This window comes from Streptomyces sp. NPDC001480 (genome assembly GCF_042894725.1).
GTDB lineage: Bacteria > Actinomycetota > Actinomycetes > Streptomycetales > Streptomycetaceae > Streptomyces.
Genome location: NZ_JBIAVX010000005.1, coordinates 29,589 through 55,591 on the forward strand (window position 1 = coordinate 29,589; position 26,003 = coordinate 55,591).

Annotated in this window: 28 protein-coding genes and 1 tRNA gene; 14 read left to right on the plus strand and 15 right to left on the minus strand. The window is 71.6% G+C overall.

The features are described from left to right. Positions 1 to 96: 96 nt before the first annotated feature. Positions 97 to 549, plus strand: a complete 453-nt coding sequence (locus ACFY01_RS13060; protein ID WP_390735785.1) for a DUF1992 domain-containing protein — start codon at positions 97 to 99, stop codon at positions 547 to 549. On the opposite strand, the gene ACFY01_RS13065 is transcribed toward ACFY01_RS13060, so the two are convergent. The 4 genes from ACFY01_RS13065 to ACFY01_RS13080 form a co-directional block, all read right to left on the minus strand. After that, entirely contained in the window at positions 538 to 954 is a 417-nt protein-coding gene (locus ACFY01_RS13065) for a hypothetical protein (RefSeq protein ID WP_390735786.1), read from the minus strand. The genes ACFY01_RS13060 and ACFY01_RS13065 overlap by 12 nt on opposite strands. Positions 955 to 1,037: 83 nt before the next feature. Continuing rightward, on the minus strand, positions 1,038 to 1,676 hold the full coding sequence (locus tag ACFY01_RS13070; RefSeq protein WP_390735787.1) for a hypothetical protein: 639 nt from the start codon (positions 1,674 to 1,676) through the stop codon (positions 1,038 to 1,040). Between the two features lie 98 nt (positions 1,677 to 1,774). Then, positions 1,775 to 2,194: a nuclear transport factor 2 family protein gene (locus ACFY01_RS13075; protein WP_390735788.1), complete on the minus strand. Its 420-nt coding sequence runs from the start codon at positions 2,192 to 2,194 to the stop codon at positions 1,775 to 1,777. A gap of 79 nt (positions 2,195 to 2,273) precedes the next feature. Continuing rightward, the gene (locus ACFY01_RS13080; protein WP_390735789.1) at positions 2,274 to 2,993 is read right to left on the minus strand and encodes a helix-turn-helix transcriptional regulator; all 720 of its coding nucleotides are present in this window, start codon (positions 2,991 to 2,993) and stop codon (positions 2,274 to 2,276) included. 109 nt (positions 2,994 to 3,102) lie between these two features. Between ACFY01_RS13080 and ACFY01_RS13085 the strand changes: the two genes are divergently transcribed. Next, positions 3,103 to 3,756 (plus strand): dihydrofolate reductase family protein, encoded by a 654-nt coding sequence (locus ACFY01_RS13085; RefSeq protein WP_390735790.1) that lies wholly within the window; start codon positions 3,103 to 3,105, stop codon positions 3,754 to 3,756. A 10-nt stretch (positions 3,757 to 3,766) separates the two neighbouring features. After that, entirely contained in the window at positions 3,767 to 4,288 is a 522-nt protein-coding gene (locus tag ACFY01_RS13090; protein ID WP_390735791.1) for a GNAT family N-acetyltransferase, read from the plus strand. Here the strand turns inward: ACFY01_RS13090 and ACFY01_RS13095 are convergent. Further along, positions 4,281 to 6,329 carry a DHA2 family efflux MFS transporter permease subunit gene (locus ACFY01_RS13095; protein ID WP_390735792.1) on the minus strand — a complete coding sequence of 683 codons (2,049 nt, stop codon included), beginning with the start codon at positions 6,327 to 6,329 and terminating at the stop codon, positions 4,281 to 4,283. The two genes, ACFY01_RS13090 and ACFY01_RS13095, sit on opposite strands and share 8 nt — an antisense overlap. Positions 6,330 to 6,507: 178 nt before the next feature. Between ACFY01_RS13095 and ACFY01_RS13100 the strand changes: the two genes are divergently transcribed. Further along, complete coding sequence (locus ACFY01_RS13100) at positions 6,508 to 7,434, plus strand: peptidoglycan-binding protein (RefSeq protein WP_390735793.1); 927 nt, start codon at positions 6,508 to 6,510, stop codon at positions 7,432 to 7,434. Between the two features lie 113 nt (positions 7,435 to 7,547). Here ACFY01_RS13100 and ACFY01_RS13105 read toward each other — a convergent pair whose 3' ends face one another. After that, positions 7,548 to 8,213: an HAD family hydrolase gene (locus ACFY01_RS13105; RefSeq protein WP_390735794.1), complete on the minus strand. Its 666-nt coding sequence runs from the start codon at positions 8,211 to 8,213 to the stop codon at positions 7,548 to 7,550. A 161-nt stretch (positions 8,214 to 8,374) separates the two neighbouring features. Beyond that, positions 8,375 to 8,956: a TMEM165/GDT1 family protein gene (locus ACFY01_RS13110; protein WP_390735795.1), complete on the minus strand. Its 582-nt coding sequence runs from the start codon at positions 8,954 to 8,956 to the stop codon at positions 8,375 to 8,377. Positions 8,957 to 9,354: 398 nt separating this feature from the next. Here ACFY01_RS13110 and ACFY01_RS13115 point away from each other — a divergent pair, with 398 nt between their 5' ends. The 3 genes from ACFY01_RS13115 to ACFY01_RS13125 all read left to right on the plus strand — a co-directional run bounded on the left by ACFY01_RS13115 (position 9,355) and on the right by ACFY01_RS13125 (position 11,606). Next, positions 9,355 to 10,008 carry an HNH endonuclease family protein gene (locus ACFY01_RS13115; protein ID WP_390735796.1) on the plus strand — a complete coding sequence of 218 codons (654 nt, stop codon included), beginning with the start codon at positions 9,355 to 9,357 and terminating at the stop codon, positions 10,006 to 10,008. Between the two features lie 365 nt (positions 10,009 to 10,373). After that, positions 10,374 to 10,829 (plus strand): DoxX family protein, encoded by a 456-nt coding sequence (locus ACFY01_RS13120; protein WP_390735797.1) that lies wholly within the window; start codon positions 10,374 to 10,376, stop codon positions 10,827 to 10,829. Between the two features lie 153 nt (positions 10,830 to 10,982). Continuing rightward, positions 10,983 to 11,606, plus strand: a complete 624-nt coding sequence (locus ACFY01_RS13125; RefSeq protein WP_390735798.1) for a DedA family protein — start codon at positions 10,983 to 10,985, stop codon at positions 11,604 to 11,606. Positions 11,607 to 11,787: 181 nt separating this feature from the next. On the opposite strand, the gene ACFY01_RS13130 is transcribed toward ACFY01_RS13125, so the two are convergent. Then, entirely contained in the window at positions 11,788 to 12,018 is a 231-nt protein-coding gene (locus tag ACFY01_RS13130; protein ID WP_390735799.1) for a DUF2277 domain-containing protein, read from the minus strand. A gap of 23 nt (positions 12,019 to 12,041) precedes the next feature. After that, entirely contained in the window at positions 12,042 to 12,428 is a 387-nt protein-coding gene (locus ACFY01_RS13135) for a hypothetical protein (RefSeq protein WP_390735800.1), read from the minus strand. A gap of 63 nt (positions 12,429 to 12,491) precedes the next feature. On the opposite strand from ACFY01_RS13135, the gene ACFY01_RS13140 reads away from it, so the two are divergent. The 3 genes from ACFY01_RS13140 (at position 12,492) to ACFY01_RS13150 (ending at position 13,794) form a co-directional block, all read left to right on the plus strand. Further along, positions 12,492 to 12,944 carry a MarR family winged helix-turn-helix transcriptional regulator gene (locus tag ACFY01_RS13140; protein ID WP_390735801.1) on the plus strand — a complete coding sequence of 151 codons (453 nt, stop codon included), beginning with the start codon at positions 12,492 to 12,494 and terminating at the stop codon, positions 12,942 to 12,944. Positions 12,945 to 13,013: 69 nt separating this feature from the next. Then, on the plus strand, positions 13,014 to 13,358 hold the full coding sequence (locus ACFY01_RS13145) for an ASCH domain-containing protein (protein ID WP_390735802.1): 345 nt from the start codon (positions 13,014 to 13,016) through the stop codon (positions 13,356 to 13,358). A 79-nt stretch (positions 13,359 to 13,437) separates the two neighbouring features. Further along, positions 13,438 to 13,794, plus strand: a complete 357-nt coding sequence (locus ACFY01_RS13150) for a hypothetical protein (protein WP_390735803.1) — start codon at positions 13,438 to 13,440, stop codon at positions 13,792 to 13,794. A 44-nt stretch (positions 13,795 to 13,838) separates the two neighbouring features. Here ACFY01_RS13150 and ACFY01_RS13155 read toward each other — a convergent pair. After that, a tRNA-Val gene (locus ACFY01_RS13155) sits at positions 13,839 to 13,910 on the minus strand. Positions 13,911 to 14,037: 127 nt separating this feature from the next. On the opposite strand from ACFY01_RS13155, the gene ACFY01_RS13160 reads away from it, so the two are divergent. The 3 genes from ACFY01_RS13160 to ACFY01_RS13170 all read left to right on the plus strand — a co-directional run bounded on the left by ACFY01_RS13160 (position 14,038) and on the right by ACFY01_RS13170 (position 16,897). Next, complete coding sequence (locus tag ACFY01_RS13160) at positions 14,038 to 14,856, plus strand: DUF4097 family beta strand repeat-containing protein (RefSeq protein WP_390735804.1); 819 nt, start codon at positions 14,038 to 14,040, stop codon at positions 14,854 to 14,856. Positions 14,857 to 14,929: 73 nt separating this feature from the next. Then, entirely contained in the window at positions 14,930 to 16,198 is a 1,269-nt protein-coding gene (locus ACFY01_RS13165; RefSeq protein ID WP_390735805.1) for a hypothetical protein, read from the plus strand. Positions 16,199 to 16,297: 99 nt separating this feature from the next. After that, entirely contained in the window at positions 16,298 to 16,897 is a 600-nt protein-coding gene (locus ACFY01_RS13170; RefSeq protein WP_390735806.1) for a DUF4383 domain-containing protein, read from the plus strand. Here the strand turns inward: ACFY01_RS13170 and ACFY01_RS13175 are convergent. The 3 genes from ACFY01_RS13175 to ACFY01_RS13185 all read right to left on the minus strand — a co-directional run bounded on the left by ACFY01_RS13175 (position 16,885) and on the right by ACFY01_RS13185 (position 21,777). After that, positions 16,885 to 18,063 carry an amidase domain-containing protein gene (locus ACFY01_RS13175; RefSeq protein WP_390735807.1) on the minus strand — a complete coding sequence of 393 codons (1,179 nt, stop codon included), beginning with the start codon at positions 18,061 to 18,063 and terminating at the stop codon, positions 16,885 to 16,887. The two genes, ACFY01_RS13170 and ACFY01_RS13175, sit on opposite strands and share 13 nt — an antisense overlap. A gap of 108 nt (positions 18,064 to 18,171) precedes the next feature. Then, a complete protein-coding gene (locus ACFY01_RS13180) occupies positions 18,172 to 19,470 on the minus strand; it encodes a hypothetical protein (RefSeq protein ID WP_390735808.1) in 1,299 nt (432 codons plus the stop codon). 51 nt (positions 19,471 to 19,521) lie between these two features. After that, complete coding sequence (locus ACFY01_RS13185) at positions 19,522 to 21,777, minus strand: transglycosylase domain-containing protein (RefSeq protein WP_390735809.1); 2,256 nt, start codon at positions 21,775 to 21,777, stop codon at positions 19,522 to 19,524. Between the two features lie 359 nt (positions 21,778 to 22,136). On the opposite strand from ACFY01_RS13185, the gene ACFY01_RS13190 reads away from it, so the two are divergent. Then, a complete protein-coding gene (locus ACFY01_RS13190; RefSeq protein ID WP_390735810.1) occupies positions 22,137 to 22,358 on the plus strand; it encodes a zinc ribbon domain-containing protein in 222 nt (73 codons plus the stop codon). A gap of 6 nt (positions 22,359 to 22,364) precedes the next feature. Here ACFY01_RS13190 and ACFY01_RS13195 read toward each other — a convergent pair whose 3' ends face one another. Both ACFY01_RS13195 and ACFY01_RS13200 read right to left on the minus strand, forming a co-directional pair. Next, complete coding sequence (locus tag ACFY01_RS13195) at positions 22,365 to 23,177, minus strand: HAD family hydrolase (protein ID WP_390735811.1); 813 nt, start codon at positions 23,175 to 23,177, stop codon at positions 22,365 to 22,367. Next, complete coding sequence (locus ACFY01_RS13200; protein ID WP_390735812.1) at positions 23,177 to 25,996, minus strand: phosphoribosyltransferase; 2,820 nt, start codon at positions 25,994 to 25,996, stop codon at positions 23,177 to 23,179. Before ACFY01_RS13200 ends, ACFY01_RS13195 begins: the two co-directional genes overlap by 1 nt. Positions 25,997 to 26,003 lie beyond the last annotated feature (7 nt).

Here is a 26,003-nt window from a genome sequence, read left to right on the forward strand (position 1 = left end):
CGTTCCCCCTGGACTGTGCTGGTACGGCGGCCGGATTGGCGCTCCGCCGCCGCATGATAAAACGCCCGGCCGGGCCGCGTCCGGCACAATGGCCTCATGACCGAGCGAAAGCCACCCGGGGTGTCGTTCGAGTCCTGGGTCGACAAGCAGATCCATGATGCCGAGGGGCGCGGCGAGTTCGACCATCTGCCCGGCGCGGGCAAGCCGCTGCCGAGGGACCTCGAGACCCCTTACGACGAACTGTGGTGGGTGAAGCGCAAGATGGCCCGCGAGGGCCTGGCGTTCCTGCCGCCGGCCCTGGCCCTGCGCAAGGAGGCCGAGGACGCCCTCACGGCGGCGTACGCGGCGCCCTCGGAGCGGATCGCGCGGAAGATCATCGATGACGTGAACGTCAAGCTCCGCGACATGATGTTCAAGCCGCCGCCCGGCCCCCCGCTGGGTATGAAGCCGTACGACGTCGAGGAGGTCGTACGTGAGTGGCGGGAGCGCCGGGCGGCGGCAGGTGGTGCGGATACCGCACCGGGGGTCATTGACGGGTCACAGGTGTAGCAGCCGCTCCGCCAGTTCCCGGTAGTCCCGCAGGGCCAGCCGGAGTTGTTCGGTGTCGGCCGTCGAGCCGGGCTTGTCGTCGGCGGACTGCCAGGACCTGCGCAGGGTGCGCCGACGCTGGGTGACCGCCTCCGTGAAGCGGGCGGCGATCTCCTCCACCACCCGGTCCGCCTCCGCCACGGCGTCCCGGGGTTCGTCGACGAACCCGGAGACCACCTGTTGCAGCCGCAGCCCGAGCTTGTCTGTCTCCTCGTGGGGGACGAGCGACGAAGCGGAGGCGGCGGTCGCCGCGGGCCTCGCGGGCGTCGCGGCTCCCCGTGCTCCGGTGGAGCCGGTGGTGCCCGTGCTGTCGGTGGTGCCGGTGGTGCCTGTTGTCGCAGGCGTCTCAGGGGTCACAGGAGTCACGGGTGTCACAGCCCTTCGCCCCTCGGTCGCCGACGGCTCGGTCGGCGGTGTCTTGTCGGGTCGGGTCATGTCGGTCATCCGTGTCACCGCCCCGCGACCTGGTGCCGCTGGAACAGGTGCGGCCGGTGGGAGCGCTGTGCCTTGTGGGAGACCGGCGCTCGCTGGTCGGAACGCGTCAGGTCCGCGAACAGGTCCCGCGCCTCCAGCATCGCCGCGCGCAGCTCCTCGGTGTCGGCGCCGGACCCGTCCCCGGCGGTGCCGGTCGTGGCGGCGGCGCGGTGCACGCGCCGGTAACCCTGCACGTTCCCGGCGTGGTGCACGGACAGCGCGGCGAGCTGCTCCTCGTACTGCCCGCCGTCCGGGAAGCCGCGCGCGCCGGCCACGTCGGCGATGAGCCGGTCGACCTCGGCCACCGCCTCGCGCGGCGAGTCGACGAAGTGCTCCTGGGCCGCCGCCCAGCGGGCCTCGAACCGTTCGCGTTCCGCGGGCTCCAGCGGCCGCTCGCGCAGTCCGCCGTGCCGTTCCAGCCGCTCGGTCAGCTCGCGGTCGGCGGCCTTGGTGTCGCCGTCGTGCCGGGCGAGCACGTGGTCGTACTCGGGCCCGAAGCGCCGCCTCAAGTTGCGCCCGCCGTTCCCGCCGCGGGCGCGCCGGGCAAGGGCGGCCGCGACAACGACCACGGCCGCCACGATCACGACCAGAGCAATGATCAAGCCTGTGGACATGTCTGCCTTCCGGTGTGTCGGCCCCGTAGGCCGGTGGTGTCGGCCCCGTAGGCCGGTTCTCTGCGCGGGTTGCCCGGAAGACGGCCCACAAACGACGCTCAGTCAGCGAAGCGGCGCGCTCCGGTCACCGACCAGACGGTGGCGATGCGCCCCGCCACGACCTCCAGCAGGTCGATCCCGCTCTTCTGGGTGCCGTCGGGAAACGTGACGTACCAGGCGCAGGCGGTCCGGCCGGGCCCGGGGTCGGCGAGCGGTGTGCCGTCGACGGTGAAGCGCAGCCCGGGGTTCGCGTCACGGAAGGCGGCGACAAGGTCGACGATGCCCTGCGGGCCCGCCACCGCGTCGGTCTCGGCCCCCCGTTCCGGGTCGTTGCCGAAGCGGATGCGGAAGCCGGGGGCGAGGAAGCGCTCCGGGTCGGTGAAGTCGCCGTTCCACAGGGCGGTCCAGCGGTCGAAGAGGGCGGTGGCGGCGGCCGGGGTGAGGGTGTCGGTGGGGGTGGGAGTACCGGTGGCGGTCATGGTGGCCTTTCGTCGTACGTGCTCGGAACGGGCACCAGCGTCCGCCCCGCCGACGACACCGTCCTGTCGGTGATTGCCGTCACATTCCGAGCTCGCCGAGGGGCCGCAGGTCCGAGCCCAGGGTGTCGAGCCGGGCGAGGTCGAACGGGCGGGGCGGCACCGGCTCGTCGAGGGCCGCCACGGCCCGGATGCGGTCCAGGCGGAAACCGCGCGCCGCGCCGCGCAACCGGCACCAGGCCGCCAGGTACCAGTGCTCGTCACCGCCGAGGAAGCCGAGCGGTTCGACGTCCCGCGCGGTGACGACGCCCTGGGCGTCGGCGTACTCCAGGCGCAGCACGCGGCGCGCGGACAGCGCCTCCCGCAGCGGCGCGGGCACCACCGGGCCGGCCGCCCGCGCCGGCCGCGCGACCGGTACGAGCAGTTGCACCCGCTCCGCCATCTCGGCCGCCGCGGCCCGCTCCCGGCCGGGCATCACGGCGAGCACCTTGTGCAGCGCGCTGCGCGCGTCGGCCGCGAACGGGGTTCCGGCGAGGGCGTGCATCCCCACCGCGAGGGCCGTCGCCTCGGCCGGGGTGACGGTCAGGGGCGGCAGCGTGCGCTCCTTGTCGAGGACGTATCCCCCGGTGCGGCCCGGCTGCGCGTGGATCGGCACCCCGGACTGCTGGAGCGCGGCGAGATCCCGCTCGACGGTCCGGACGCTGACCTCGAACCGCCGGGCGAGCGCCCGGGCGCTGCGTGGGCGCGGGGCGGCGGCGCGGAGTTCTTCGACGAGGGCGTAGAGGCGGTCGGTGCGGTTCACGAGGGCCAGTCTCGGCGAAAACTCGTCCGCCCGGTGTGTCGATCCCGCGGCCGGCCGATCGACGCAAGGGTGAGAGGGGCCGAAGGTCCCGGGAACCGAGGAGGCAGTCATGGGTGAGGTCATCGCGCGGCTGGCCATGTCGTTGGACGGGTACGTCGCAGGCCCCGGGTCGGGGCGCGAGCACCCGCTGGGCATCGGTGGCGAGCGGCTGCACTCGTGGGTGTTCGGGCTACGCACGTTCCGCCGGATGCAGGGGATGGAGGGAGGCGTGGGCGGGCCCGACGACGAGTTGCTCGCCGAGCACGTCGTCCGGCCGGGCGCGGTGGTGATGGGCCACGGCATGTACATCACCGGGGAGATCCCGTGGGGCGAGGAACCGCCCTTCCACATGCCGGTCTTCGTCGTCACCCGGCACCCGCGCGAGCCGCTGGTGAAGCAGGGCGGCACCACTTTCCACTTCGTCACCGAGGGACCGGAGCGCGCGTTGGAGCTGGCCCGGGAGGCGGCCGGCGGCAAGGACGTCTCCCTCGCCGGGGGCGCCGATCTGGTGCAGCAGTTCATCCGCGACGACTGGCTGGACGAACTGCTCCTGCACGTCGTGCCCGTGCTCCTCGGCGACGGACGGCGGCTGTTCGGCGACCCGGGCGACCTCGGCGGCCCCGGTGACCCCGGCGGCCGGCACGTCGAGTGGCACAAGACCCAGGTGCTGGACTCGCCCGAGGTCACGCATATCCGGTTGCGCCGGAAGCCCACCGCGTCCTGACAATGCGGGCATGAACTGGACCATCGCCCCGGAACCCGTGGACTCCCCCGTCGCCGCCTCCCTCTGGCGGGCGTACTACACCGAGGTCAGCGACCGCTGGTACCTGCTGCACGAGGGGCGGCGCACGGAGCCGGCGGAGCTGGAGCGGGGGATCGCGGCCCGTACGGGCGCCGAACTCGCACCGCCCACGGGGCGGTTGCTGGTCGCGCGGTACGACGGTGAGCCCGCCGGCAGCGCGGGCGTACGGCTCCTGGACCCGGCCACCGCCGAGCTCACCCGGGTCTTCCTGTACGAGCGGATGCGCGGCCGGGGCGGCGCCGCGCTCCTCGTGGCCGCCGCCGAGGAAGCGGCCCGCTCGCTCGGCGCCGACCGGATGATCCTCGACACCCGCACCGACCTGGTGGAGGCCCGTGCCCTCTACGCCCGGCTCGGCTACACGGAGACCGAACCGCACAACGACGACGTGTACGCCGAGCACTGGTTCCGCAAGGACCTCACCCGCCAGGACCTCATCCGCCAGGACCTCAGCTGACCTTCGCCACAGTCCCGTTGTGCGGCCGCTCCCGTTCCGAGCCGCACAGTTCGCCGGTCAGCTCCCGCACCAGCCGGTCCAGGTCGGTGGGGCGGTCGGGCCCCCACCAGTCGCCCAGCAGCTCGGCCATCGACTCCTCGCGGGCCTCGGCCAGCCGCTCGGCGACGGCTCGGCCGGTGTCGGTCAGGGTGAGATCGAGGCCCCGCCGCACGGCGAGCCTGCGCTCCTCTGTCTGGCGGGCGGCCTCCAGGATCACGTTCAGCGGCACGCTGGTGCGCTCGGCGAGCATGCCGGGCTCCACCGAGCCGTACCGCCTGATCCGCAGCAGCATCCAGCTCGCCCCGGGCAGCAGGTCGTACCCGGCCCGCTCCGTGATCTTCACGTACACCTCCCGCCGCCCCTCGCGGGTGCCGAGCAGGGACAGCGCGCGGCACACCTCGTCGTACGAGGACCGCTCGACCGGGTTGGGGGCGATGGTCTCCGAGACGTCCGGTGCCGTGACCGAGCCGCGCAGCGGGTCCTCCTTGAGGAACCAGGCGAGTACGAAGCCGAGGAGGGCGACGGGAGCCGCGTACAGGAACACGTCGGTGATCGAGGACGCGTACGCGTGCAGGGCCGCCGGGCGCAGTGGGGGCGGCAGGGCGGCGATGCCGCGCGGGTCGGACTTCAGGGTGTTCGCGGACAGGCCGCCGGGCAGGCGGACGCCCCGGAAGGCGGTGGCGAGGTTGTCGGCGAGCCGGTTCGCGAAGACCGTGCCGAAGATGGCGACGCCGAAGGAGGCGCCGATGGACCGGAAGAAGGTGGCGCCGGAGGTGGCGACGCCGAGGTCCTCGTAGGAGACGGCGTTCTGCACGATGAGGACGAGGACCTGCATGACCAGGCCGAGTCCCAGGCCGAAGACGAAGAAGTCCACGCTCATCACCGCCGTCGAGCTGTGCTCGTCGAGCCGGTGCAGCAGGAGCAGGCCGAGCGTGGTCACCCCGGTGCCCACGACCGGGAAGACCTTCCAGCGGCCGGTGCGGCTGACGATCTGCCCGGAGGCGGTCGAGGAGAGCAGCAGGCCGAACACCATCGGCAGCATGTGCACGCCGGACATGGTCGGCGAGACGCCGTGCACGACCTGGAGGAAGGTCGGGAGGTAGGTCATCGCGCCGAACATGGCGAAGCCGACGACGAAGCTGATCACGGCGGCGAGCGTGAAGGTGCGGATGCGGAAGAGCTTCAGCGGGAGGACGGGTTCGGCGGCCCGGCGCTCCACGGCGACGAACGCGACGGTCAGGACGACGCCCAGCACCGCGAGCCCCACGGTCTGCGCCGAGCCCCAGCCCCAGGTGGTGCCGCCCAGCGAGGCGACCAGCACCAGGCAGGTGGCGACCGCGGCGATCAGGAAGGTTCCCAGGTAGTCGATGACGTGGTGGGCGGCGCGGCGCGGGATGCGCAGGGCCGTGGCGATCACGGCGAGGGCGACGACGCCGACCGGCAGGTTGACGTAGAACACCCAGCGCCAGCTCAGGTGCTCGGTGAACAGCCCGCCCAGCAGCGGCCCGAGCACGCTGGTCGCGCCGAAGACGGCACCGAACAGGCCCTGGTAGCGGCCCCGCTCGCGCGGCGGGACGATGTCGCCGACGATCGCCATCGACAGCACCATCAGCCCGCCACCGCCCAGGCCCTGCAACGCGCGGAAACCGATCAGCTCGGGCATGTTCCGCGCCATGCCGCACAGCGCGGAGCCGATCAGGAAGATCACGATCGCGGTCTGGAAGAGCTTCTTGCGCCCGTACTGGTCACCGAGCTTGCCCCACAGCGGGGTCGCGGCGGTCGAGGCCAGCAGATACGCGGTGACCACCCACGACAGGTGCTCCAGTCCGCCGAGATCGCTGACGATGGTCGGCAGCGCGGTCGACACGATCGTCTGGTCGAGGGCGGCGAGCAGCAGGCCGAGGAGCAGGGCGCCGATCGAGACGAGGACGCTGCCGCGGACGTGCTCGGCGTCCGCGGGACTCTGCGGCTTCCTCGCCGTGCCATGCGCATCCAGGGCCATGGAGACCTCCCGCGGCTCGTGTGACACATTCCATCGTCTTAGGTGTCACCCGTTATGGCCTGTTGAGTCCTTTCGGTGACGGTACTCCGCCCGGGGCGCCGCCGGGCGGTTGTGGGGGACTTCTGCATAATCTGTGGAGCCCTGGGGCCGGTGATCCGTACGGGGAGGGAACGAACGCGTGACAGGACCGAAGGGCCACCCGTGCCCGGAATGCGGCGCGCCGAGGGGGCCGGACAGCGCCCCGGCCTGCGACTGCGCCCAGCGGGCGGCCGAAGCCCTGCGTGACACGCGTACGGCCGAGGCGGCCGCGGCGGAGGACTTCGACCCGCTGCGAATACGGCCGTACGTCGACCTGGACGCCCCGGCCGACTCCACGATGCCGCTGCGCTCACCGGAGCCGGAACCCCCTGCGTCCGCCGCGGACACGAGGCCCATGCCTACGGTGCAACCGGACCGGCCGGACCATCCGGGCCCTGAGGACCGGCTCGGCGAACCCGCAAGCCCCGCGCCACGCCGCCGGCGCACCTTGCTGCTGTCCACGGGCGCGGCCCTGGCCGCGCTCCTCGCGGCGGCCGGTTTCGCGAGCGGCCTGTTCTCCTACGACACGCCGTCGCGGGACGGTGCCGAGCCCCAGGAGGTACGGGAGAGCGTCCCGGACGTGACATCGAGCGCCCCGGCGACGCCGAGCTCGGCCCCCGCCGCCCCGCCCGCCCGGACGTCCGCGCCCGCCTCCCCGTCCGGCACGCCGAGCCCGTCCTCGTCCCCGTCGCCCTCGGCGTCGGCATCGGCGACTTCCGCGTCCCCCACTCCCACCCGCGCCACCCAGCCCACCCAGACGGCCACGCGCGCCAGCACCCCGGCCCCGGCGGCCCCGACGTCCGCCCCGGTACTGCGCCCCGGCGACCAGGGCGCGGAGGTCACCGAACTCGAGCTCCGCCTGCGCCAGATCAACCTCTACACCGGCAAGATCGACGGCGACTACACCACCGCGGTCGAGACCGCCGTCCGCACCTACCAGTGGGCCCGAGGCATCCAGGCGGACGAACTGGGCGTGTACGACGCCCCCACGCGAACGAAGCTGGAGTCGGAAACGTCAGAGCCGTAGCCGGCGCAGCCGCTGAGCCGCCCCAGCTGCGGACAGTCGTGCAGCTGGGGCGGCTCAGCGGCACCCGCCGGCGCTGGTGAGCAGAACCCGCCCGAGCCCCAGCCGACCCGCGCTCAGTGGCCGACGTACAGCCGCGCTCCCCCGCCCGGCAGCGCCTCCACCCGCACCTGCCGAAGATCCGCCACGGCCACGTCCGGCCCATGCAACCCGGCCCGCGGCCCGACCCCCACAACCCGCATCCCCGCGGAGCGCCCCGCCGCGATCCCGGCCCCGGAGTCCTCGAACACCACACACTCCGCGGGGTCGACGCCGAGCTCGGCGGCCCCCTTCAGAAATCCCTCGGGATCGGGCTTGCTCGCGCCCACGGACTCGGCCGTGACCCGCACATCCGGCAGCGGAAGCCCGGCGGCGGCCATCCGTGCCGTGGACAGGGGCACATCGGCGGAGGTCACCAGCGCGTGCGGCACGCCCGCGTCCCGCAGGGAGGCCAGGAAGGCACCCGCCCCCGGCACCTCCACCACGCCGTCCATGTCCGCGGTCTCCTCCGCGAGCATGCGCGCGTTGTCCGCGAGGTTCTGCTCGACGGGCCGGTCGGGCAGCAGTACCGCCATCGACGCGTGCCCCTGCCGCCCGTGCACGACCTCCATCACCTCGTCCGCGTCCAGCCCGTGCCGCTCGGCCCAGCGCCGCCAGATCCGTTCCACGACGGCGTCGGAGTTGACGAGGGTGCCGTCCATGTCGAGCAGGAGGGCACGGGCGGTGAGGACGGTGGCCGGCATCGGCAGCTCCAGTGACGAGAGACCCCGAAGTGAGGAAAGAGGGACAAAGCGCCCCGCCCGCCGGTCAGGGAGAACGGGCGGGAGCCACTTTGTTTCTCCACGGTACAAAACCTTCCCGGTATCCGCCACCGTCCCCGGCAAGCGTTCACCCGGCGTTCAGCTCAGCCGGCGACGGCCTCGTACAGGCTCCACACGCCGAGCCCCAGCATCAGCAGGGCCGCGATCTGCGTGATCAGGCGCAGCGGCACCCGCCTCATCAGGGCCTTGCCGCCGACGATGCCCAGCCCGGCCACCGCCCACAGGCCCAGGACCGCGCCGAGGCCGACGGAGACCGGGTCGTCGTACCGGGCGGCGAGGTTCGCGGTCATGATCTGGGTGAGGTCACCGAACTCGGCGACGAGGATGAGCGTGAAACCGGTGCCCGCGACCTTCCAGAAGGACTGGTCGGCCGGCTTGCGGATCTCCTCCTCGTCCTCGCCCTTCTGGAACAGCAGCATCGCCGCGCCGCCGAGGAAGAGGACGCCCGTGATCGCGTGCACGATCTGCTGGGGCAGCAGGGTCAGGACGCTGCCGGCCGCGACGGCGAGCACGACGTGCAGGAGGAAGGCGGCGGCGACGCCCGCGAACACGTACGAGGCGCGGTAGCGGGTGCCGAGGACGAGCCCGGCGAGCGCGGTCTTGTCCGGCAGTTCGGCGAGGAAGATGACGCCGAAGACCAACGCCGTCACGGTGATGCTGATCAAAATCCCTCAATCGGTCGGGGGCTGCCCCACCGAGAGTGCTGAACCATCACATGAGACACCTCGGCACGGCAGCACACTCGGCGCCCGTGCCGTGGGGCACGGGCGTGCACTGCTTGCCGAAGGTCTCGCTGGGCGGTCCGCGCGGGATCCGCCTCCGGGCGCCGGCTCAGGCTGGCTGAGCAGTATGTCGACGGTCCGGCGAAGAGCTACTCCCCTTCAACGCCCCCCATCGTACGTGACGCCCTGGGCCACACCGGAAGCGGAAAGTTCGCTCCTGAACCTTGTCGTGTCATGTACGCGTCATTAACTTCTTACCCGGCGCACACCTCCCCGCAACACCGCGCCGCGAGCATTCCCTCGCTCGCCCCCCAACGCCCCCACTGCACAAGGGAGTTCGCATGGCCCGCTCCGCAAGGTTCTACGCGCGTCGACGACTGAGCATACTCGCGACCCTCACCGGCCTCATAGCCTCCGCCGCCCTCTTCAACTCCCCGAGCGCCTCCGCCGCCCTCCCCACACCGGTCAGCGCCGCCACCGCCCGGACCTACCTCGCCTCGCTCACCGTGGCCACCGAGAACCGCACCGGCTACGCGCGCGACCTGTTCCCGACCTGGGACACCATCAGCGGCACCTGCAACACCCGTGAGTGGATCCTCAAGCGCGACGGTACGAACGTCGTCACCAACTCCGCCTGCACCGCCACCAGCGGCAGCTGGTACTCCCCGTACGACGGCGCGACCTGGACCGCCGCCTCCGACGTCGACATCGACCACCTGGTGCCGCTCGCCGAGGCCTGGGACTCCGGCGCGAGCAAGTGGACCACCGCCCAGCGCGAGGCCTTCGCCAACGACGTCACCCGCCCGCAGCTCCTCGCCGTCACGGACAACGTGAACCAGGCCAAGGGCGACAAGGACCCGGCCGAGTGGATGCCCGCGCTGACGTCCTACCGCTGCACCTACGTACGCGCCTGGGTCCAGGTGAAGTACTACTACGGCCTCGCGGTCGACTCCGCCGAGAAGACCGCGCTCACCAACTACCTGGCGAGCTGCTGACGGCTGCCCACAGGGCCTCCTCACCCTCCTCCGCGTTCCGTACCGCACGGGGCGACGCAGGAGGGTGTTCGCCGTGGCCGCACTGTGCCCGGAGCGGGCGCGGGCGCGCCGTGGCCCGGGCGGCCCTACGTCCCCACGCGCGTGGATTCGGTCACGTTTTCGGGCGCCTGCGCGGTCGCGGGAGCCGCCCGACGTGCGGCTGCGGCCTGGACGGAACCGCAAACGGAAGCGGAACCATGGCCAAATGTTGAACTTGCAAGCATCTATTAGGTCCTCCTAACCTGGGTCCCTCGTTCGGTACCGCCGCCCCCACCCGACCGGCCAGTCCCCGACCGGTCCGACCGAAACCGAAGGAGCAACCCCCCATGTCCGAACGCCTCAACGCCGCTCAGCCCTACGCCCTCGGCCTGTTCCGGATGGTCGTCGGCCTGCTCTTCGCCGTGCACGGCGCCGCCTCGCTCTTCGGCGTGCTCGGCGGCGCGATGGGCACCGACGGCGGCACCATCGACGCCGGCACCTGGCCCGGCTGGTACGCGGCCGTCATCCAGCTGGTCTGCGGTGCACTGGCGCTGCTCGGCCTCGGCACGCGCGGCGCCGCGCTGCTCGCCTCCGGGTCCATGGCGTACGCCTACTTCGACATCCACCAGAAGGCGGCCCTGTGGCCGATCCAGAACGGTGGCGAACTTGCGGCGCTGTTCAGCTGGTCGTTCCTCCTGCTCGTCTTCACCGGCTCGGGCGCCTTCGGCCTCGACCGGCTGCTGGCCCGGCGCACTTCCGATGCGCAGAAGCGGACGACGGAGCGGGCCACGGTGGCTGCCTGACCAGCCCCGCTCACGGTGCCCTCCCCCGCCGCGCGGGGGAGGGCACCGTCGCATCACCATCACATCGTCGTCACATCAGCCCCCTATGCACCTCCTGTCACAGCTTCGGCGTACGCTGTATGGCTGTCATCGGGGGATCAACGGGGAGTAGTCGTGTTCGAGAACGTGGGGTCACTGGCAGCAGTGACCGCCGCCGGTCCATGGATCTACGCCATGGTGGCCCTGTCGGTACTGCTCGACGTCTTCCTGCCGGTGCTGCCGAGCGGGGTGCTGGTGATCACCGCGGCGACCGCGGCGGCGGCCGGCTCGAAAGCGGCGACGGGAGGCGTCCCGCACGACGTGCCGGACATCCTGGCCCTGATCGTCTCCGCGGCCACCGCCTCGCTCCTCGGCGACCTCGTGGCCTACCGGCTGGCCTGGCGCGGCGGGGAGCGGCTGGACCGCGCGATCGCCCGCTCCCGTCGCCTCACCACGGCGCAGGAACGTCTCGGCGCGGCCCTCTCCCGGGGCGGCGGCGCGCTGGTGGTCCTGGCCCGCTTCGCCCCCGCCGGCCGCTCCGTCGTCTCCTTCTGCGCGGGCGCCGCGCACCGCCGTGCCCGCGACTTCCTCCCCTGGTCCGCCCTGGCCGGTCTGTCCTGGGCCGCCTACAGCGTCGCCCTCGGCTACTTCGGCGCGCAGTGGCTGGGCGCCACCTGGCTGGCCACGGGGGTCTCCCTGGCGGCGCTGTTCCTGGCGGGGGCGGGGGCGGCGTACGTGATGCGCCGCCAGCCGGTGTAGTTCCGGGTCGTTCAGGTCACGCCCACTGGGGGCTGCCGCCCCCAGACCCCCGCTTCGGCCCTGAACGGGCCTCGTCCTCAAACGCCGGACGGGCTGCGATATCCGCATCCGGCACTTCCAGGCCCCGGCCTCCCACTCCCGACCTGGGCTGGGATGTCCCCACCCGGCGCTTCCAGGCTCCCTAGCCTCCTGATCTTGCCGTCCCTCCCCGCACCTCCAGACCTCCGAGCAGCTCCGCGGTCGCCTCCGTCACCGCCTGGACGGCTCGTTCGAACACCTCCCGGTTGTGGGCGGCAGGTGCCCGGAACCCGGAGACCTTCCGTACGTACTGCAAGGCGGCGGCACGGATCTCCTCCTCCGTGGCCTCCTCGGGCAACGCGGGCGGGCGCAGTGTCTTGATGCTCCGGCACATGCCCCCAGTGTCCCCGGTGCCGCTCAGTACGTCAGCAGCCAGCCCGCCGAGACCAGGTGCAGCGCGGCGAGCGTGAGGGAGGAGCCGAGCATGCCCGGGTTGCGCCGGGTGGCGCCGATGGCCGCGTCGCCGAGCTGGGCCAGGCCGGCGACCACGAGGACGGGAGCCACGGCGTCCCAGGCGCCCGCGGCGAGGAGCGCCAGGACGACCGCGCTGAGCGGGACCGCCCGCACGGCGTAGGCGCGGGCGAAGAACACCACGCCCGTGTGGGCGGGCTCGTCCGGGCCGAGGGCCAGGGCGGGGCGGGCGGTGCCGACCGCGGCGAAGAGGCCCGAGACGAGCGCGCCGAACGCGTTGAGGAGGCCGATCAGCAGGTGTGCGGTGTGCCCGGACAGTCCCATCGTTCCCATCAGTCCCATCACCTTGTGAATCGTTCTGGCTCTGAATGATTTCGCGACGGTACCGTACTCGCCATGAATGAAGTCAAGGGCTCCGCAGGCCTGCCGCAGACCCTGGTCTTCCGTCTCGGCACCCTCGGCGCGGTGATCGGCGACCGCTTCGCCGAGCGGATCGAGCCGTACGACCTCAAGCCCAAGCACGTGGGACTGCTCACCGCCCTGGGCCAGGGCTCGTTCGCCTCGCAACAGGACCTGGCGGGCCGGCTCGGCGTGGCGCCCAGCCTGGTCGTGTCGCTCGCCGACCACCTGGAGAGCCTCGGGGCGGTGCGCCGGGTCCGGGATCCGGACGACCGGCGCCGCCAGGTCCTCACCCTGACCGAGCAGGGCCGCCGACTGCTGGGCGACTGCGCCGCCGAGGCCCGCACCCTGGACGCCGAGATCACCGCCCGACTCTCCCCCGCCCAGCGGGAGATCCTGCGGGAAGCCCTTGGCACGCTCGCGGCCGAGGCGGGCCTCCCGACGGACTGAGCGCTCGTGCCCCGTCACACCGAGGACTCGGCGGCCGGCAGTCCGCTCCCTCGCTGCTAGGTTCGCCAGATGTCGATCAATCATGAGCACGCCGGCCAGCGCGTGTACTTCCACCCCGACTACCTGGAACCGGTACGCAGCGGCGCGAAGCGCGCCACCATCCGCTACCGCGACCCGGTCGATCCCGGCCCTGCCGATCTCGTCTTCCAGACCGACCCCGAAGTCGTCCTGGCCGGTGAGGTCACCGACGTCTCCCCCAAGCGACTGGCCGAGGTCACCGACGAAGAGGCGGTCGCGGCGGGCAACCGGGACCACGCCGACCTCCTGGCACGGTTGCCACGGCACTACCCCGAGATCACAGCTGACGACGAAGTCACGATCGTGCGCTTCCGAGTGCTGCCCCAGCGGGCATAGACACGGGACGGTCCACTCGTTCGCATGAACCCCTCGAACGAACTCGCCTCCCAAAATCGAACAGGCGTAGCATTGAGCTGTGGCTGCGACCTATGACTTCCCGAGTGACCTCCTCGCCGGTCAGGAGGAGCTGCATCAGGTCAGGGCCGAGCTGTCGGCCCTGCTGAAGCGGCTGCCCTGGTCGGTCGAGCCGCTGGACGGCTTCAGCGACGAGGGCGGCTGGCGCAAGGTGGAGCGCCCGGCCTCCCCTGGCTGGACGGCCGACGAACAGGCCGAGGTCGAGAAGCTCCGGCAGCGTGAACACGAGCTGGCGGTCTTCGTCAGCGGCCACCGCTTCTGGTCCGAGGTGGCCGCGAGCGACCGCGTCGACGCCCGCATGAAGCTCAAGCACGCGAACGAAGCGCAGAAGGAAGAAGGGGAAGGAGAAGGGGACTGACAGCGGAAGACCCCGACCGGAACCGGCCGGGGTCTTCCCCACGGTGGGCGCGGACGGTTTCGAACCGCCGACATCCTGCTTGTAAGGCAGGCGCTCTACCCCTGAGCTACGCACCCGCGACGAGTCGACAGCCTACATTGCCGGGAGCACTGTCTCGCAAACCCGTATCCGGGGGTTAGCCCCACCCCGCATACGGGAGCGCTCCGGATGGGTTCCCGCGCCGCCGGTTTCTACGGTCGAGGCATGACCTCTGCTGCCGCCCGAACCGCCCCCCTCCGCCGCACCGCCCCCCTCCGCCGTACGGCCGCCCTCCGCCGTACGGCCGCCCTCGGCGGGCTCGTGCTGCTCGCCGCCGCGCTCTCCGCCTGCGGGGCCGCCGCGGGGGACGACAAGGATCCCGACCACCGCTCCTTCGCCCTGCACGGGCACACCCTCACCGTCGACTCCGACGACTCGGCGCTGGAGATCGTCGCCGCCGGCTCGAACAAGGCGGGCACGGTCGAGGTCACCCGGTGGTTCGAGGGCTCGACCGTCGTGGGCAAGGACCCGAAAGTGACCTGGTCGATGAAGGACGACCGGCTGGTGCTGCGGATGACGTGCTCCGGGTTCATCACCGACTGCTCCGCGAAGCACCGCATCGAGGTGCCGCGCGGGATCGCGGTCAAGGTGGAGGACGACGACGGCAGTGTGCGGGCGCGGGGGTTCCGGGACGCCCTCGGGATCCGTACGCACGACGGGTCCGTGCACGTCACCGACTCCACCGGCCCGCTGGAGGTCCGCACCGACGACGGCTCCACGCACGCCGACGTCTCCTCGCCGCGGGTACGGGTGACGTCCCGGGACGGCTCGGTCCACCTCGAACTCGGCGCCGTACCGGACCGGGTGGAGGCCCGCGCCGACGACGGCTCGGTCACGATCGGGCTGCCCCGGGCCACGTACCGGGTGACGGCGAGGACCGCCGACGGCGGGGGGCACGTCACCGTGGCGCGGAGCGACTCCAGTGCCCATGTCGTCTCCGCCCGCAGCAACGACGGCAGCGTCACGGTGCGAAACGTGAACTGACCGGCCCGTGTGTTCGTCTTCAACGGGTGGGAGAATGTCTCCTCGCAGGCGAACCACGGCACAGGAGAGGGATGTGGCGGCGACACCCCGAAGGACCCCCGGTCCGGTCCGTGGCTGGTTCGGCGGCCGGGCGGAGGCCCAGCGGGCGGAGGCGCAGGCCGCCAAGGACGCGGCGGCCGCCGCGTTCTACGAGCTGGACACCGCCCAGCGCGATCTGCGGATCTCCATAGAGACGATCACCGCCGTGGACGACTCCCCGGCGGCCCGCCGCGCGGTCGCGGACTTCGAGGCGCTCGGGCGGCGCATCGACGAGGTCAGTCAGCGGTACATCCAGGCCGTCGACGCGCACGACCTGGACCGGGACGACCTGGAGGCCTCCGTCGCCGGCCGGGCCCGCGCCGAGCTGAGCGCCGCCAAGGACGAGCTGGTCGGCGTCAAGAAGGAGCTGGACCGTTTCGGCGGCTCCCTCGGGCCGCTGCTGGGCAAGGCCGAGACGCAGCTGGCCCGGCTGGCCCCGGCGGTGGAGCGGGCCCGGCAGTCGCTGCTGGCGGCGTCCAACGCCCTGGACGCCGTGCGGGAGTCCGGGCTCAAGGCCGACGACCTCGCGGCCCGGCTCGCGGCCCTCTCCCCCGAGCTGACCAAGCTCAACCAGGGCGCGGGGCAGCACGGCGTGCCGCAGACGCTTCAGCGGGCCGAGCGGGTGCAGCGGGAGGCGGAGGCGATCCGTGCGGCGGCCTCGAAGCTGCCGGAGAAGGCCGCCGAGATCGATCACCGGCTGGTCAGCCTGCGGACCCGCGCGCAGGCGCTGACGACCCGGGCCGGACAGGTGGAGCCGGTGCTGAGCGAGCTGCGGCGGCGGTTCTCCGCCGCCTGCTGGCAGGACCTCCAGCAGGTGCCCGAGCAGGCCGCCGAGAACGTGCGGCAGGCCGAGCGGAAGCTGTCCGAGGCGCAGACCGCCCGGGACGCCCAGCGCTGGCCGGACGCCACCTCGCTGCTGTCGACCGTGCGGGCGCTGCTGAACTCCACCGACGAGGCCGTGTCCGCCGCCGGCGACCGGCTCCAGCGGTTGAACGCCGTACAGAAGGATCCGCAGCAGGAGATCGACCGGACCCGGTTCGCGATCCGGGACGCGCAGCGGCTGGCCATGACCGGCCGGACGACACCGGATCCCCGGCACGCCCGCCCGCTGGACGAGTCCGTGGCCCGCCTGGATCGCGCCATCACCACGCTGGAGGGCCGCCACCCCGACTACTGGCACTTCCTGACCGAGACCGAGGCGGTACGGCAGACGGTGACCCGGGTCGTCAACCAGATCCGCGAGGAACGCGGCGGCGCCCACTGAGCCGCTTGCCGTCGGCACCCGAGCCGTTGCCGTCGGGGCATGGCGGGCGGATATTGGGAGATACGTACCTTCTGCGCCCGCACGGACAGGGAGGCGGAGATGGCCTCGCACACAGCGCACTCGGAGCACTCGGAAAGCCGGCGGATCAGGTTCGACGAGCATCTGCCCGTGGACCACCGGCTGAACATCGTCTACCGGGTCGGTGCCGGCCTGATGGGCCTCTTCCTGCTGGTCTTCGGGATCTTCGGCGTCATCCACCACATCGGCTTCTTCGACACCGGCGGGAACAGCGTCATCGGCCTGAACACCAACGGCACGCTGAGCGTCCTGTCGATCTGTGTCGGGCTGCTGCTCTTCGTCGGCATGGTGATCGGCGGGAACTTCGCCTCGTGGCTGAACATGGTCCTCGGCGTGCTGTTCATCCTGAACGGCTTCCTGAACCTCGGGCTGCTCGACAGCGACTACAACTTCCTGGCCTTCAAGATCCAGAACGTGCTGTTCAGCTTCGTGGTCGGCCTGCTGCTGATGGTCTTCGGGATGTACGGCAGGGTCGGTACGTCCCTGCCGCACGACAACCCGTACTGGCGGGCCCGCCACCCCGAACCGTCGCCGCAGGAGCGGCGGTCGCTGCCGCAGGAGGGCCGGCCGGTACCGCAGGAGCCGCGGTACCGGCAGCCACCGCAGGGTCAGGTGCGGTAGGCGTAGAACGCGGCGTTCGGGTAGGACGCGACGAGGCTCGCCACCGACCGGTTGTAGGTGTTGGTGGAGTGGTACGTCACGTACGGCACACCCTGCGGGCTGCGGTAGGTGACGATCATCGAGTGGTCCTTCTCGCCGTCCTTGTTGAAGTCCATCTGGAGCACGTCGCCGATGTCCGCCTGGTAGACGTTGGCGAGGCTGGTGACGCGCTTGGAGGACAGGGCGAACCAGGAGAACTCGTTGACGCCGACGAACGAGTCCGACTGGATCGAGGAGTTGCCGAACCACTTGTGGAAGTCCGTGCCGTCGCCGGGCACGTGCTTCCAGCCGCCCGCCTTCAGGGTCTGGCTGACGAAGTTGGTGCAGTCGCCGCCCGCACCCGCCCCGTTGAAGTCCGGGTAGTCCTTGTTGTAGTTGTTCCAGTACTTCGTCGCGTACGCCACCATCGCCTTGTAGTCGTAGGCGCCGCCGGTGATCTTCTTGGCGTTGGCCGGCGCGGGCCACGTGGTGGCGGAGCGGGTCGCCTCGGGCGGGCTGTCGTCCGCGGGGGCGGGGCTGGCCTTCACGGCGACCGGCTGCTTGGCGACCTGGTTCACCGCGATGTAGCCGTTGTCGGTGTCCTCGACCTTGGCGAGCTGCCAGTTGCCCTGCCGGTCGGCCTTGAAGGTCAGCTCGTGGTGGGCCTGGAAGCCGGTGGTCTTCGGTTCGGTGCCCTTGACCTTCGCGTAGGTCAGCGTCGTGGTCTCGGTGACGTCGGCCTTGGCGGTGCGGCCGGTCACCCGCGTCGCGTCCAGCGTGACCCGGGTGCTGCCGGCGCTGTACTTCTCGCCCAGCTTCGCGAGGCGGGACTTGCGGCCGCGCAGCTGGCTCAGCGCGGAGCTCTCCTCGCGGTTCTGCGAAGCGGACATCTTCACGTCCCCGGTGAACCCGGTCGTGGTCCGCTTGGTACCGGCCCCGTTCACGAGGGCGTCGGTGCGGTCGGTGAAGACCGCGTCGGCCAGCCGCTGGAATGTCGCCTTGGTCGCCGCGTCCACCGTCGGATCGTCGACGACCGCCGCGCCGGCGCTCCAGTTGGGCACCAGGGCCACTCCGGCGACCACCGAGGCGGCAGCGGCCGAGACTATGGCGGCGCGGCTCCGCTTGCGGCTCAGTTTTCTAGATTTCAATGCTGTTCCCCTCTACACCGGCACAGCTACCGGGAGATGGCATCTTCGCACGGCGTGCGAGCCGGTTGTGAAGGGGGATGCACAAGTGGAATCAACGGGTTACGGGCGTCACTTGACGACCGCCGACCAGTCCGGGTTCTGCGCCGGGTCGAGGGTGCGCAGGGCCGCCAGGGTCGAGGGCTTCTGTACGTCCATCCAGTCGGAGAGTTCCTTGAAGGAAACGCACTTGACACCCTTTTTGGTGCAGACGTTCTTGATGACCTGGTCTATTGCCTTCATGTAGATGCTGCCGTTCCAGTCCTCGAAGTGATTACCGATGAACAGCGGCGCCCGGCTGCCGTAGTAGACGCGGTTGAAGCCCTTCATGTACGAGTCGACGGTCATCTGCTCCCAGTTGGCGTACTGCGACGGGTCGCCGTGGACCTCACCGTTGGACTGGTTGTAGAGGAAGTTGAAGTCCATCGACAGGGCCTGGTTCTTGTCCGTGTAGGGGAGCAACTGCAACGGGAAGTCCCAGATGCCGTTCTTCTTCGTCGGCCATATCTGGAAGTCGCCCGGGGAACTGGCGTCATAGCGCCAGCCGTAGCTCTTGATCGCCTTCAGCAGGTTGGGCTGGCCCTCCAGGCAGGGCGCACGGCCGCCGGTGACTTCCTTCTTGAAGTCGAAGGGCAGCGCGGGAATGTCCTTGAAGCCGGTGTTGGTCTTCCAGTTCTCCACGAAGGAGTAGAACTGGTCGATCTCGCTCTTCCACTGGTCGACACTCCAGTACTTGCCGCCCTTGGCCTCGCAGAAGTGGCCGTTGAAGTGGGTGCCGATCTCGTTGCCCTGGTCGTAGGCCTGCCGGAGCTGCTCCAGCGTGGTGCGTATGTGCTCGTCGGTGGCGTAGTCGATCGCGGCGTCGCCCCGTCCGTGCATCGGGCCCTGGTAGAGGTCCTTCTTGCTCTTGGGCAGCAGGTAGATGCCCGTGAGGAAGAAGGTCATGTGGGCGTTGTACTCCTTGGCCAGCTCCCGGTAGTGCGAGAAGAGGTGGTCGCTGCCCTCCAGCGCGCCGTCCCAGGAGAAGACGACGAACTGGGGCGGCTTCTCGCCCGGCTTGAGCGGAACGGGCTTCAACTGGCCCTTCTGCGGGCCGGTGTAGGAGGTGGAGCCGTCCCCGAGGATCTTGGTCTTGCCGTCCCACTTGGGTTCCGCGGTGCTCTTGGGGGCGGCCTTGCCGCTCTTGCTCGATCCCGAGGCGGCGGTGGGCTCGGTGTGGTCGGGTCTGGTCAGGACCATGAAGCCCGCGACCACGGACGCCACGACGAGCAGGGCGGCGAGGGTCATGACCTGCGGGCGGGTCGCCCGGGGGGCGGGGCGGCGGGCGCGGGCCCTGCGGCGGTGGCCGGTCGACGGCTTGGTGCGGGTCATGCGGGGCTCACTTTGCGAGGGGGACGGCGGGTTGCGGGACGGCCACCGGGATCAGCCGAGTCCCATGGCTTTCGACCATACGGTGTACGGGACGCTGTCCGTGGCGGTGCCGGCAAGTCCCTTGAGAGGAAGCGGTTCGAGGGATTTGGCCAGATCCAAGCGGTAGACGACGACCGCGGTGGTCACGGACGACGCGGTGCCCGTGTACCAGGAGGCGGTGTCGTCCTCGGTGGTTCCGGCCTTCCCGGACACCTGGGCCGTGGCGGGGGCCCCGGCCGGGTGTGCGATGCGGAAGGATTCGCTGAGCGCCCGGCTGACGTCCTGGGCCACCTCCGCGCCGACCGCGCGCTGCGGGTGCGGGTTGGCCATGGCGACCTGGGCGCCGTTGCGGGTGATCCGGCGCACCGAGTACGGCTCGGTGTGCTTTCCGGAGGCGGCGAACGTGGCGTATCCGCCGGCCATCCGGATCGCGCTGGGCGTGGAGCTGCCCATGGACAGCGCGGGCACCTGCGGGCCGATGCTGGAGGAGAGCAGACCGGACGCCACGGCGGTCTGGGTCACCTTGTCGAGGCCGGTGTCCATGCCGAGCTGCATGAAGGGCGTGTTCACGGACTGGGCGAGCGCCTTGTCCAGGGTGATCTGTCCGTAGGACTTGCCGTCGTCGTTGTGGGCCGTGACCCGCTTGCCGCTGCGGTCCCAGTAGGGCCCCTCGGGCGTGGTGACGATGTGGCCGTCGTTGCCGTCGTAGACCGTCTCGGGCGTGATGGGGCTCGGGATTCCGTTGCGCTCCTTGACGATGCCGTGCTCGAGTCCCGCGGCGTAGACGAACGGCTGGAACGCCGAACCGGCCTTGACGGTGGTCGCGTTGGACTCGTTGTAGCCCTGGGTACGGTGGTCCGGGCCGCCGTAGACGGCGAGGATCCGGCCGTCGGTGGCCACCGAGGCGGCCCCGTAGTGCCCGGTCTTCGCCTCCTTGGGGTGGTCCTGCTCGGCCTGCTTGCGGGCCTTGGCCACGGCGTCGGTGAGTGCCTTCTCCCGCTTGTGGTCGAAGGTCGTGTAGATCTGGTAGCCGCCCAGGTCGAACTGCTTGTCCGTGAGGTGCGCGGACTTCTTGGCGTACTGGGACGCGAGCTCCACCAGGTAGTCGCTCTGCTCACCGGTGTCGTACAGCGGGTTGGTCTTCAGCGGGTCGGGGAACTTCGTGTACTTGGCCCGCTCCTGCGGCGACAGCTTGCCGATCTTGACCATCCGGTCCAGGATCCAGGACCAGCGCTCCTCGGCCCGCTTGTGGTTGGCCTTGCTGAGCGTGGGGTCGTACAGGCCGGCGCCCTTGAGCAGGCCGGCCAGACAGGCCGCCTCGGAGGCGTTGAGCTTGCTGACGTCCTTGCCGTAGTAGGCCTGGGCCGCGCGCTGGATGCCGTAGGTGCCGCGGCCGAACCAGCTGGTGTTGAGGTATCCCTCGAGGATCTGGTCCTTGCTCATCTTGTTGTCGAGCTTGAGGGAGATCATCGCCTCGGTGAACTTGCGGCTGACGGTCTGGTTCTGGGTCAGGTAGACGTTCTTGACGTACTGCTGGGTGATGGTGGAGCCGCCCTCGGTGTCCCCCTGGCCGACCGTGCGCCACAGGGCCCGGGTGATGCCCTTGAAGGAGATGCCGGGGTCGCTGTAGAAGCTCTCGTTCTCCGCCGCGAGGACCGCCCAGCGGACGTCCTCGGGTATGTCCTTCAGTGGCATCGCCTGCCGCTGCACCCAGCCGGTGCGGGCCATGGGCGTGCCGTCGGACCAGAAGTAGACGTTGTCCTGCTGGGTGGCGTACGTGTTGAGGTTGTCCGGTATGTCGGTGACGGCGTAGGCGACGGCCAGGAACATGCCCGTCAGGCCCACCGCCGTCAGCCACGCTCCCAGCCACTGCCGCCAGGAGGGCATCCAGCGGCGCCAGCCGGTGCGGCCGGGGCGGGGGTAGACCGGTTTCAGTTTCCGGGCGTAGGGGGATATTCGGTCGGCGAGCGGGGCGAGGTAGCGTGCGGCGGGGGCGGTGACACGAGCAACGGCGGGGGGCAGCGTGCGCTTGCCGCGCGGTTTGCGGCGGTCGGCGCGCCGGCCGGGCGGGCGGACGGTCTCCCGCAGCCGGGACACGCGCAGTGCCATGGTCTCGTCGGGCCTCGGCGGCGCGCCCTCGTCGTCGGCGTTCCAGTCGTGGGCGTTCTTGTCGAGCGCCTCCTTGCGGGCGGCGTCCTTACGGAGGGCCTCGACGCTCAGCTGCATGGTCTCGTCCGCTTTGCGCAAAGCGTCGACGTTCAGCTGCATCGTTTCGTCCGGGCGCGGCGAAGGACTCGCCGCCGGCCGCTTGTTCGACGCAGCACGGCGTTTCCGGGAACGGCGGTCGTCCTCCGGGAGACCCTCCCCCTGCCCTGCCTCGGTCACTACTGCGTCTCCCTCCGCACTGGAACTTGCGCGCGGGCAGACTCAGCGGGTGGCCTTGACCGCCGCTGACGCGGCGTACGCCCCCCTCTTCCCCCGGTCTTGCTCCGGATCTTGCGGCTCCTCGCGGCGCTCACAAATTACCAGCGATCTTTGCAAAATCTCCGCACAAGCGCCCGACAGAAACCAACACTCATGAAACTCTGAGCTGCCCTTGTCACGGCCCCGGCGGTTAGCCTATCCGCATGCCTCGCTACGAGTACCGCTGCCGCAGCTGTGGAGACACCTTCGAACTGAGCCGTCCCATGGCTCAGTCCTCCGCTCCGGCGGCCTGCCCCGCCGGTCACGACGACACGGTCAAGCTGCTGTCCACGGTCGCGGTCGGCGGCTCGGCGGCCGCGCCGGCACCCGCGCCGCGCGCGGGCGGCGGCGGTGGCGGGTGCTGCGGCGGCGGCTGCTGCGGCTGAGCCCGGTTACCCGCGTGCCTGTGCGGTCCTGAGGAACTCACGGGTGATCCGCTCCCCCGCCAGCACCCCGCGCTCGGGCAGGGCCGTGATCCCGGGAGCCGTCCAGCCGGTGTCGGCCAGCTCGCCGTGGCCCGGGCGCCAGCCCCGGTCGACGGCGAGCAGCAGATCGGCGTCGAGGAGCGAGTCGCCGGCGCCGAGGACGAGGTCCGCGCCGGTGCGGCGGGCGACCTCACGGACGGCGGCGCTCTTGGTGAGCGGCTTGGGAACGGCGTAGATCTTGCGACCCTGGAGGGAGACCGTCCAGCCGAGGTTCTCCGCCCATACGGCGAGTTCCTTCACCCAGTCCTCGGGCAGCAGTTCGCGCTCGACGACGAGGTAGGCGAAGAGGTCCTCGGCGACGCGGTGCTTGCGCACCCAGACCGGATCGGCGGTCCGCAGCAGGTGTTCCTGCACCTCGGCGAGCGGCGCGCACTCGCCGGCCAGCCGCTCGGTGACCCGCCGGTGCCAGTCGGCGTCCGAGACGCCGTCCACCAGCAGATGGCCGCCGTTGGCGCAGATCGCGTACTCGGGTTCCGGGCCCGGCAGGTTGATGCGCTGGTACTGCTTGCGCGTACGGGTGGTCGTCGGCACGAACACCGCCGTGTCCCCCAGCTCGGTGAGCAGCCCGCCCGCCGTCTCCGTCATGTACGACAGCGGCCTGCTCTCGTGCACCTCCACGCACAGCAGCCGGGGCGCCCGCGCGTCCGGCATGGTCAGCGCGAGGGCCGCCGCGGAGTAGATCAGCGTACGGTCGAGGTCGCTCGCCACCAGCACCGGCATCAGACGTTCACCGCCTTGCCGTCGGCGCCGGTCGCGCCGCGCGTGTACCTGGGGTGGATCAGGCCCACGCAGGTGTACGGCAGCTCGTCGACCTCCTCGACGGGTACGCCCCGTTGCTCGGCCAGCAGGCGTACGTGGTCGAGGTCGGGGCCCGCCCCGGACCGGGCCAGGATCTTCCACGGCACACGGCGCAGCAGCACGCGCGTGGTCTCGCCGACGCCCGGCTTGACGAGGTTCACGTCGTGGATGCCGTACTCCTCACTGATGCGCTCCACCGCCTTCCAGCCCTCCCAGGTGGGCGTGCGGTCGCCGGCGGCCAGCTCCTTCACGGCCTCGTCCACGCCGTCGGCGACCTCCTGGAAGCGGGCGGAGACCGCGTCCAGGAAGGCCACGGACACGTCCACGCCGGTGAGTTCGCGGTAGAACTTCGCGCCGTGGAAGTCGTTCGGGCCCACCAGGTCGGCGCGCAGCACGGTGCGGGAGATCAGGCCGGAGACGGTGGAGTTGAGGCAGGCGGAGGGGATGAGGAAGTCGTCGCGGGTGCCGTACGTCCGCACGCACGAACCGGGGTCGGCCAGTACCGCGATCTCCGGGTCGAAACCGGTGATGCCGTCGCTCGTCTCGAACTCCTTGAGCGCGTCGGCGAGTTCGCGGGTGATCGCGCCCTTGCCGGTCCAGCCGTCGACGAAGACGACGTCCCGGGGGTCGTGGTGGGCCGCCAGCCAGCGCAGGGCGTTGGCGTCGATGCCCCGGCCGCGCACGATCGACACGGCGTAGTGCGGCAGGTCCAGACCGTGCCGGAACTTCGCCCAGCGGCGCATCAGCACGCCGACGGGGGTGCCCGCGCGGGCCAGGGAGACCAGCACCGGGCGGGGCGACCGCTCGGCGATCACGGTGTCGGTCACGACTCCGACGGCCCGCGCGATCCGCGCCGCCGAGGTATCCAGGGCGGCGTGGAACAGCGCCTGGTACTGCTCGCTCGGCTGGTACTCGACGGGCAGCGACTCGGCGTAGTGCGCGCCGCCGCTCTGGATCGCCTCCTCGCGCTCCTCGGTCGGCGCCTCGAGCGTCACGTCCGAGAGGTCCTGGAGCAGCCAGCCGACCTCCTCGGGCGGGTACGAGGAGAAGGCGGGGCCGCGGAGGGGCTCGGGCAGCATGGCTGGCCTTTCGGGGGCGTGCGGGGGCTCGGGAACGTATGACGGTACGACGGCGAGCAGGACGTACGGGGCGTGCTCGGCCAGTCGGGCCAGGAGGCCGTGCGGGGCGTGCAGCGCGGGTGTGTCGGCGACCGAGTCGACGACGGCGACGACCGCGTCGAAGCCGGCGCCCGCGACGTTGTAGGCGTAGCGCTCGCCGGGGCCGTCGGCGGGGTCGTCATGGGCGGGGAAAACGATTCGGCTGCGTATCGCGTAGCCGGGGTCGTCGACCGCGAGCACGGGCGAGCGGGTGGTGGTGGAGTACCGCACCTCGCCCTCCACCGCCCGCTCCAGCGCCTCGGCCAGCCGCAGCGGGGCGTACATCAGCTCCTCGAACCCGAGCACGAGCACGCGGTGAGCGTCGGCGGGCAGCGCTTCGGCGACCCGGGCGGCCATGCCCGGCAGCGCCCGCTCCAGACGGGCGCGGTCCGCGGGCGTGAACCCGTGCCGGCCCCCGTCGGGGACCCCGCCGGGCCATCCGAGCGGCACGCGGACGACCCGCCCACGCCGACCCACCCGGCCCTCACCGTCCCGCCCCGCGGCACCCCCACCGGCCACGGCCTCCGGCGTGACACCCCCGGCCGCCCGACCGCCGGCCGCACTGGCACCGGCCCCGACCGCGCCCGAGTCCGCCACCCCAGGGCTCACCGCCCCGGCCGCACGACCCTCCACCGCCGCCCCGGCGCCCAGCCCCGAACCAGCCGCACCGGCAGAGCCGGCCGCAGCTTCACGACCCGCCGCCCCGGCTGCTCGGGCTCCAGCCGCCGTTTCGGCCTCGGGCGTCCAGCCGCCGGCTACGGCGGCGCCGGCCGCCTGGCCTCCTGCCGCGGACACAGCCGCATCCGTCGCGCGGCCCGCCGTCTGTGACGCGACGTCCTCGGTCGCGGCCCGGCGGTCGGCAGACGTCTCGTACCGCGCCACCAGTTCCTGTCCCTTCGCCAGCACTCCCTCCGGCAGGAGGACCGTGCCGGAGGCGGCGGCTATCAGGTCCACGCGGGCCCCGATCCGCTGGGCGAAGTCCGCGAGGCGGCCCGTGTCCTGCGGGGAGCGCATGTCGACCAGGGCGACCACGACGTACCGCCGCCGCGGATGGCGCTCGTGCAGGTCGCGGATGGTGTTCAGGACCGTGTTGCCGGTGGAGAACTCGTCGTCGACGAGGACCAGCGGGCCGTCGCCCGCCAGCAGCGCGGGGTCCGCGGGGAGCAGGAGGTGGGAGGTGGCGTGCGAGTGGGACTCCTCGAAGCCGCCCGCCGGGGCGACGCCGGCGACCGGGCGGCGGGTGGAGTGCAGGTAGGGGGCGAGCCCCAGGCCGTCGGCGACCGAGTGGCCGAGACCGGTGGCGGTCTCCGCGTAGCCGAGGACGACCGCCCGGCCCGCCTCCTCGTCGCCGAGCAGCTCACGGACTCGGCGGCCGAGGGCGACCCCGTGGCCGTACACCACGGACGGCGACTGCGGTACGTGCTTGCCCAGCACATTGGAGACGAGCAGGTGGGCCCGCTTGGGGTTGCGGCGCAGGGCCATCCCCAGCAGGTCCGTCAGCACGTCGTCGCCCCTGAGTTCGACCCCGAGCCGCTCGGTGACCCAGGCGCCGGACCAGACCCCGTCGTTCACTGCCTTGTTCATGCGTCCC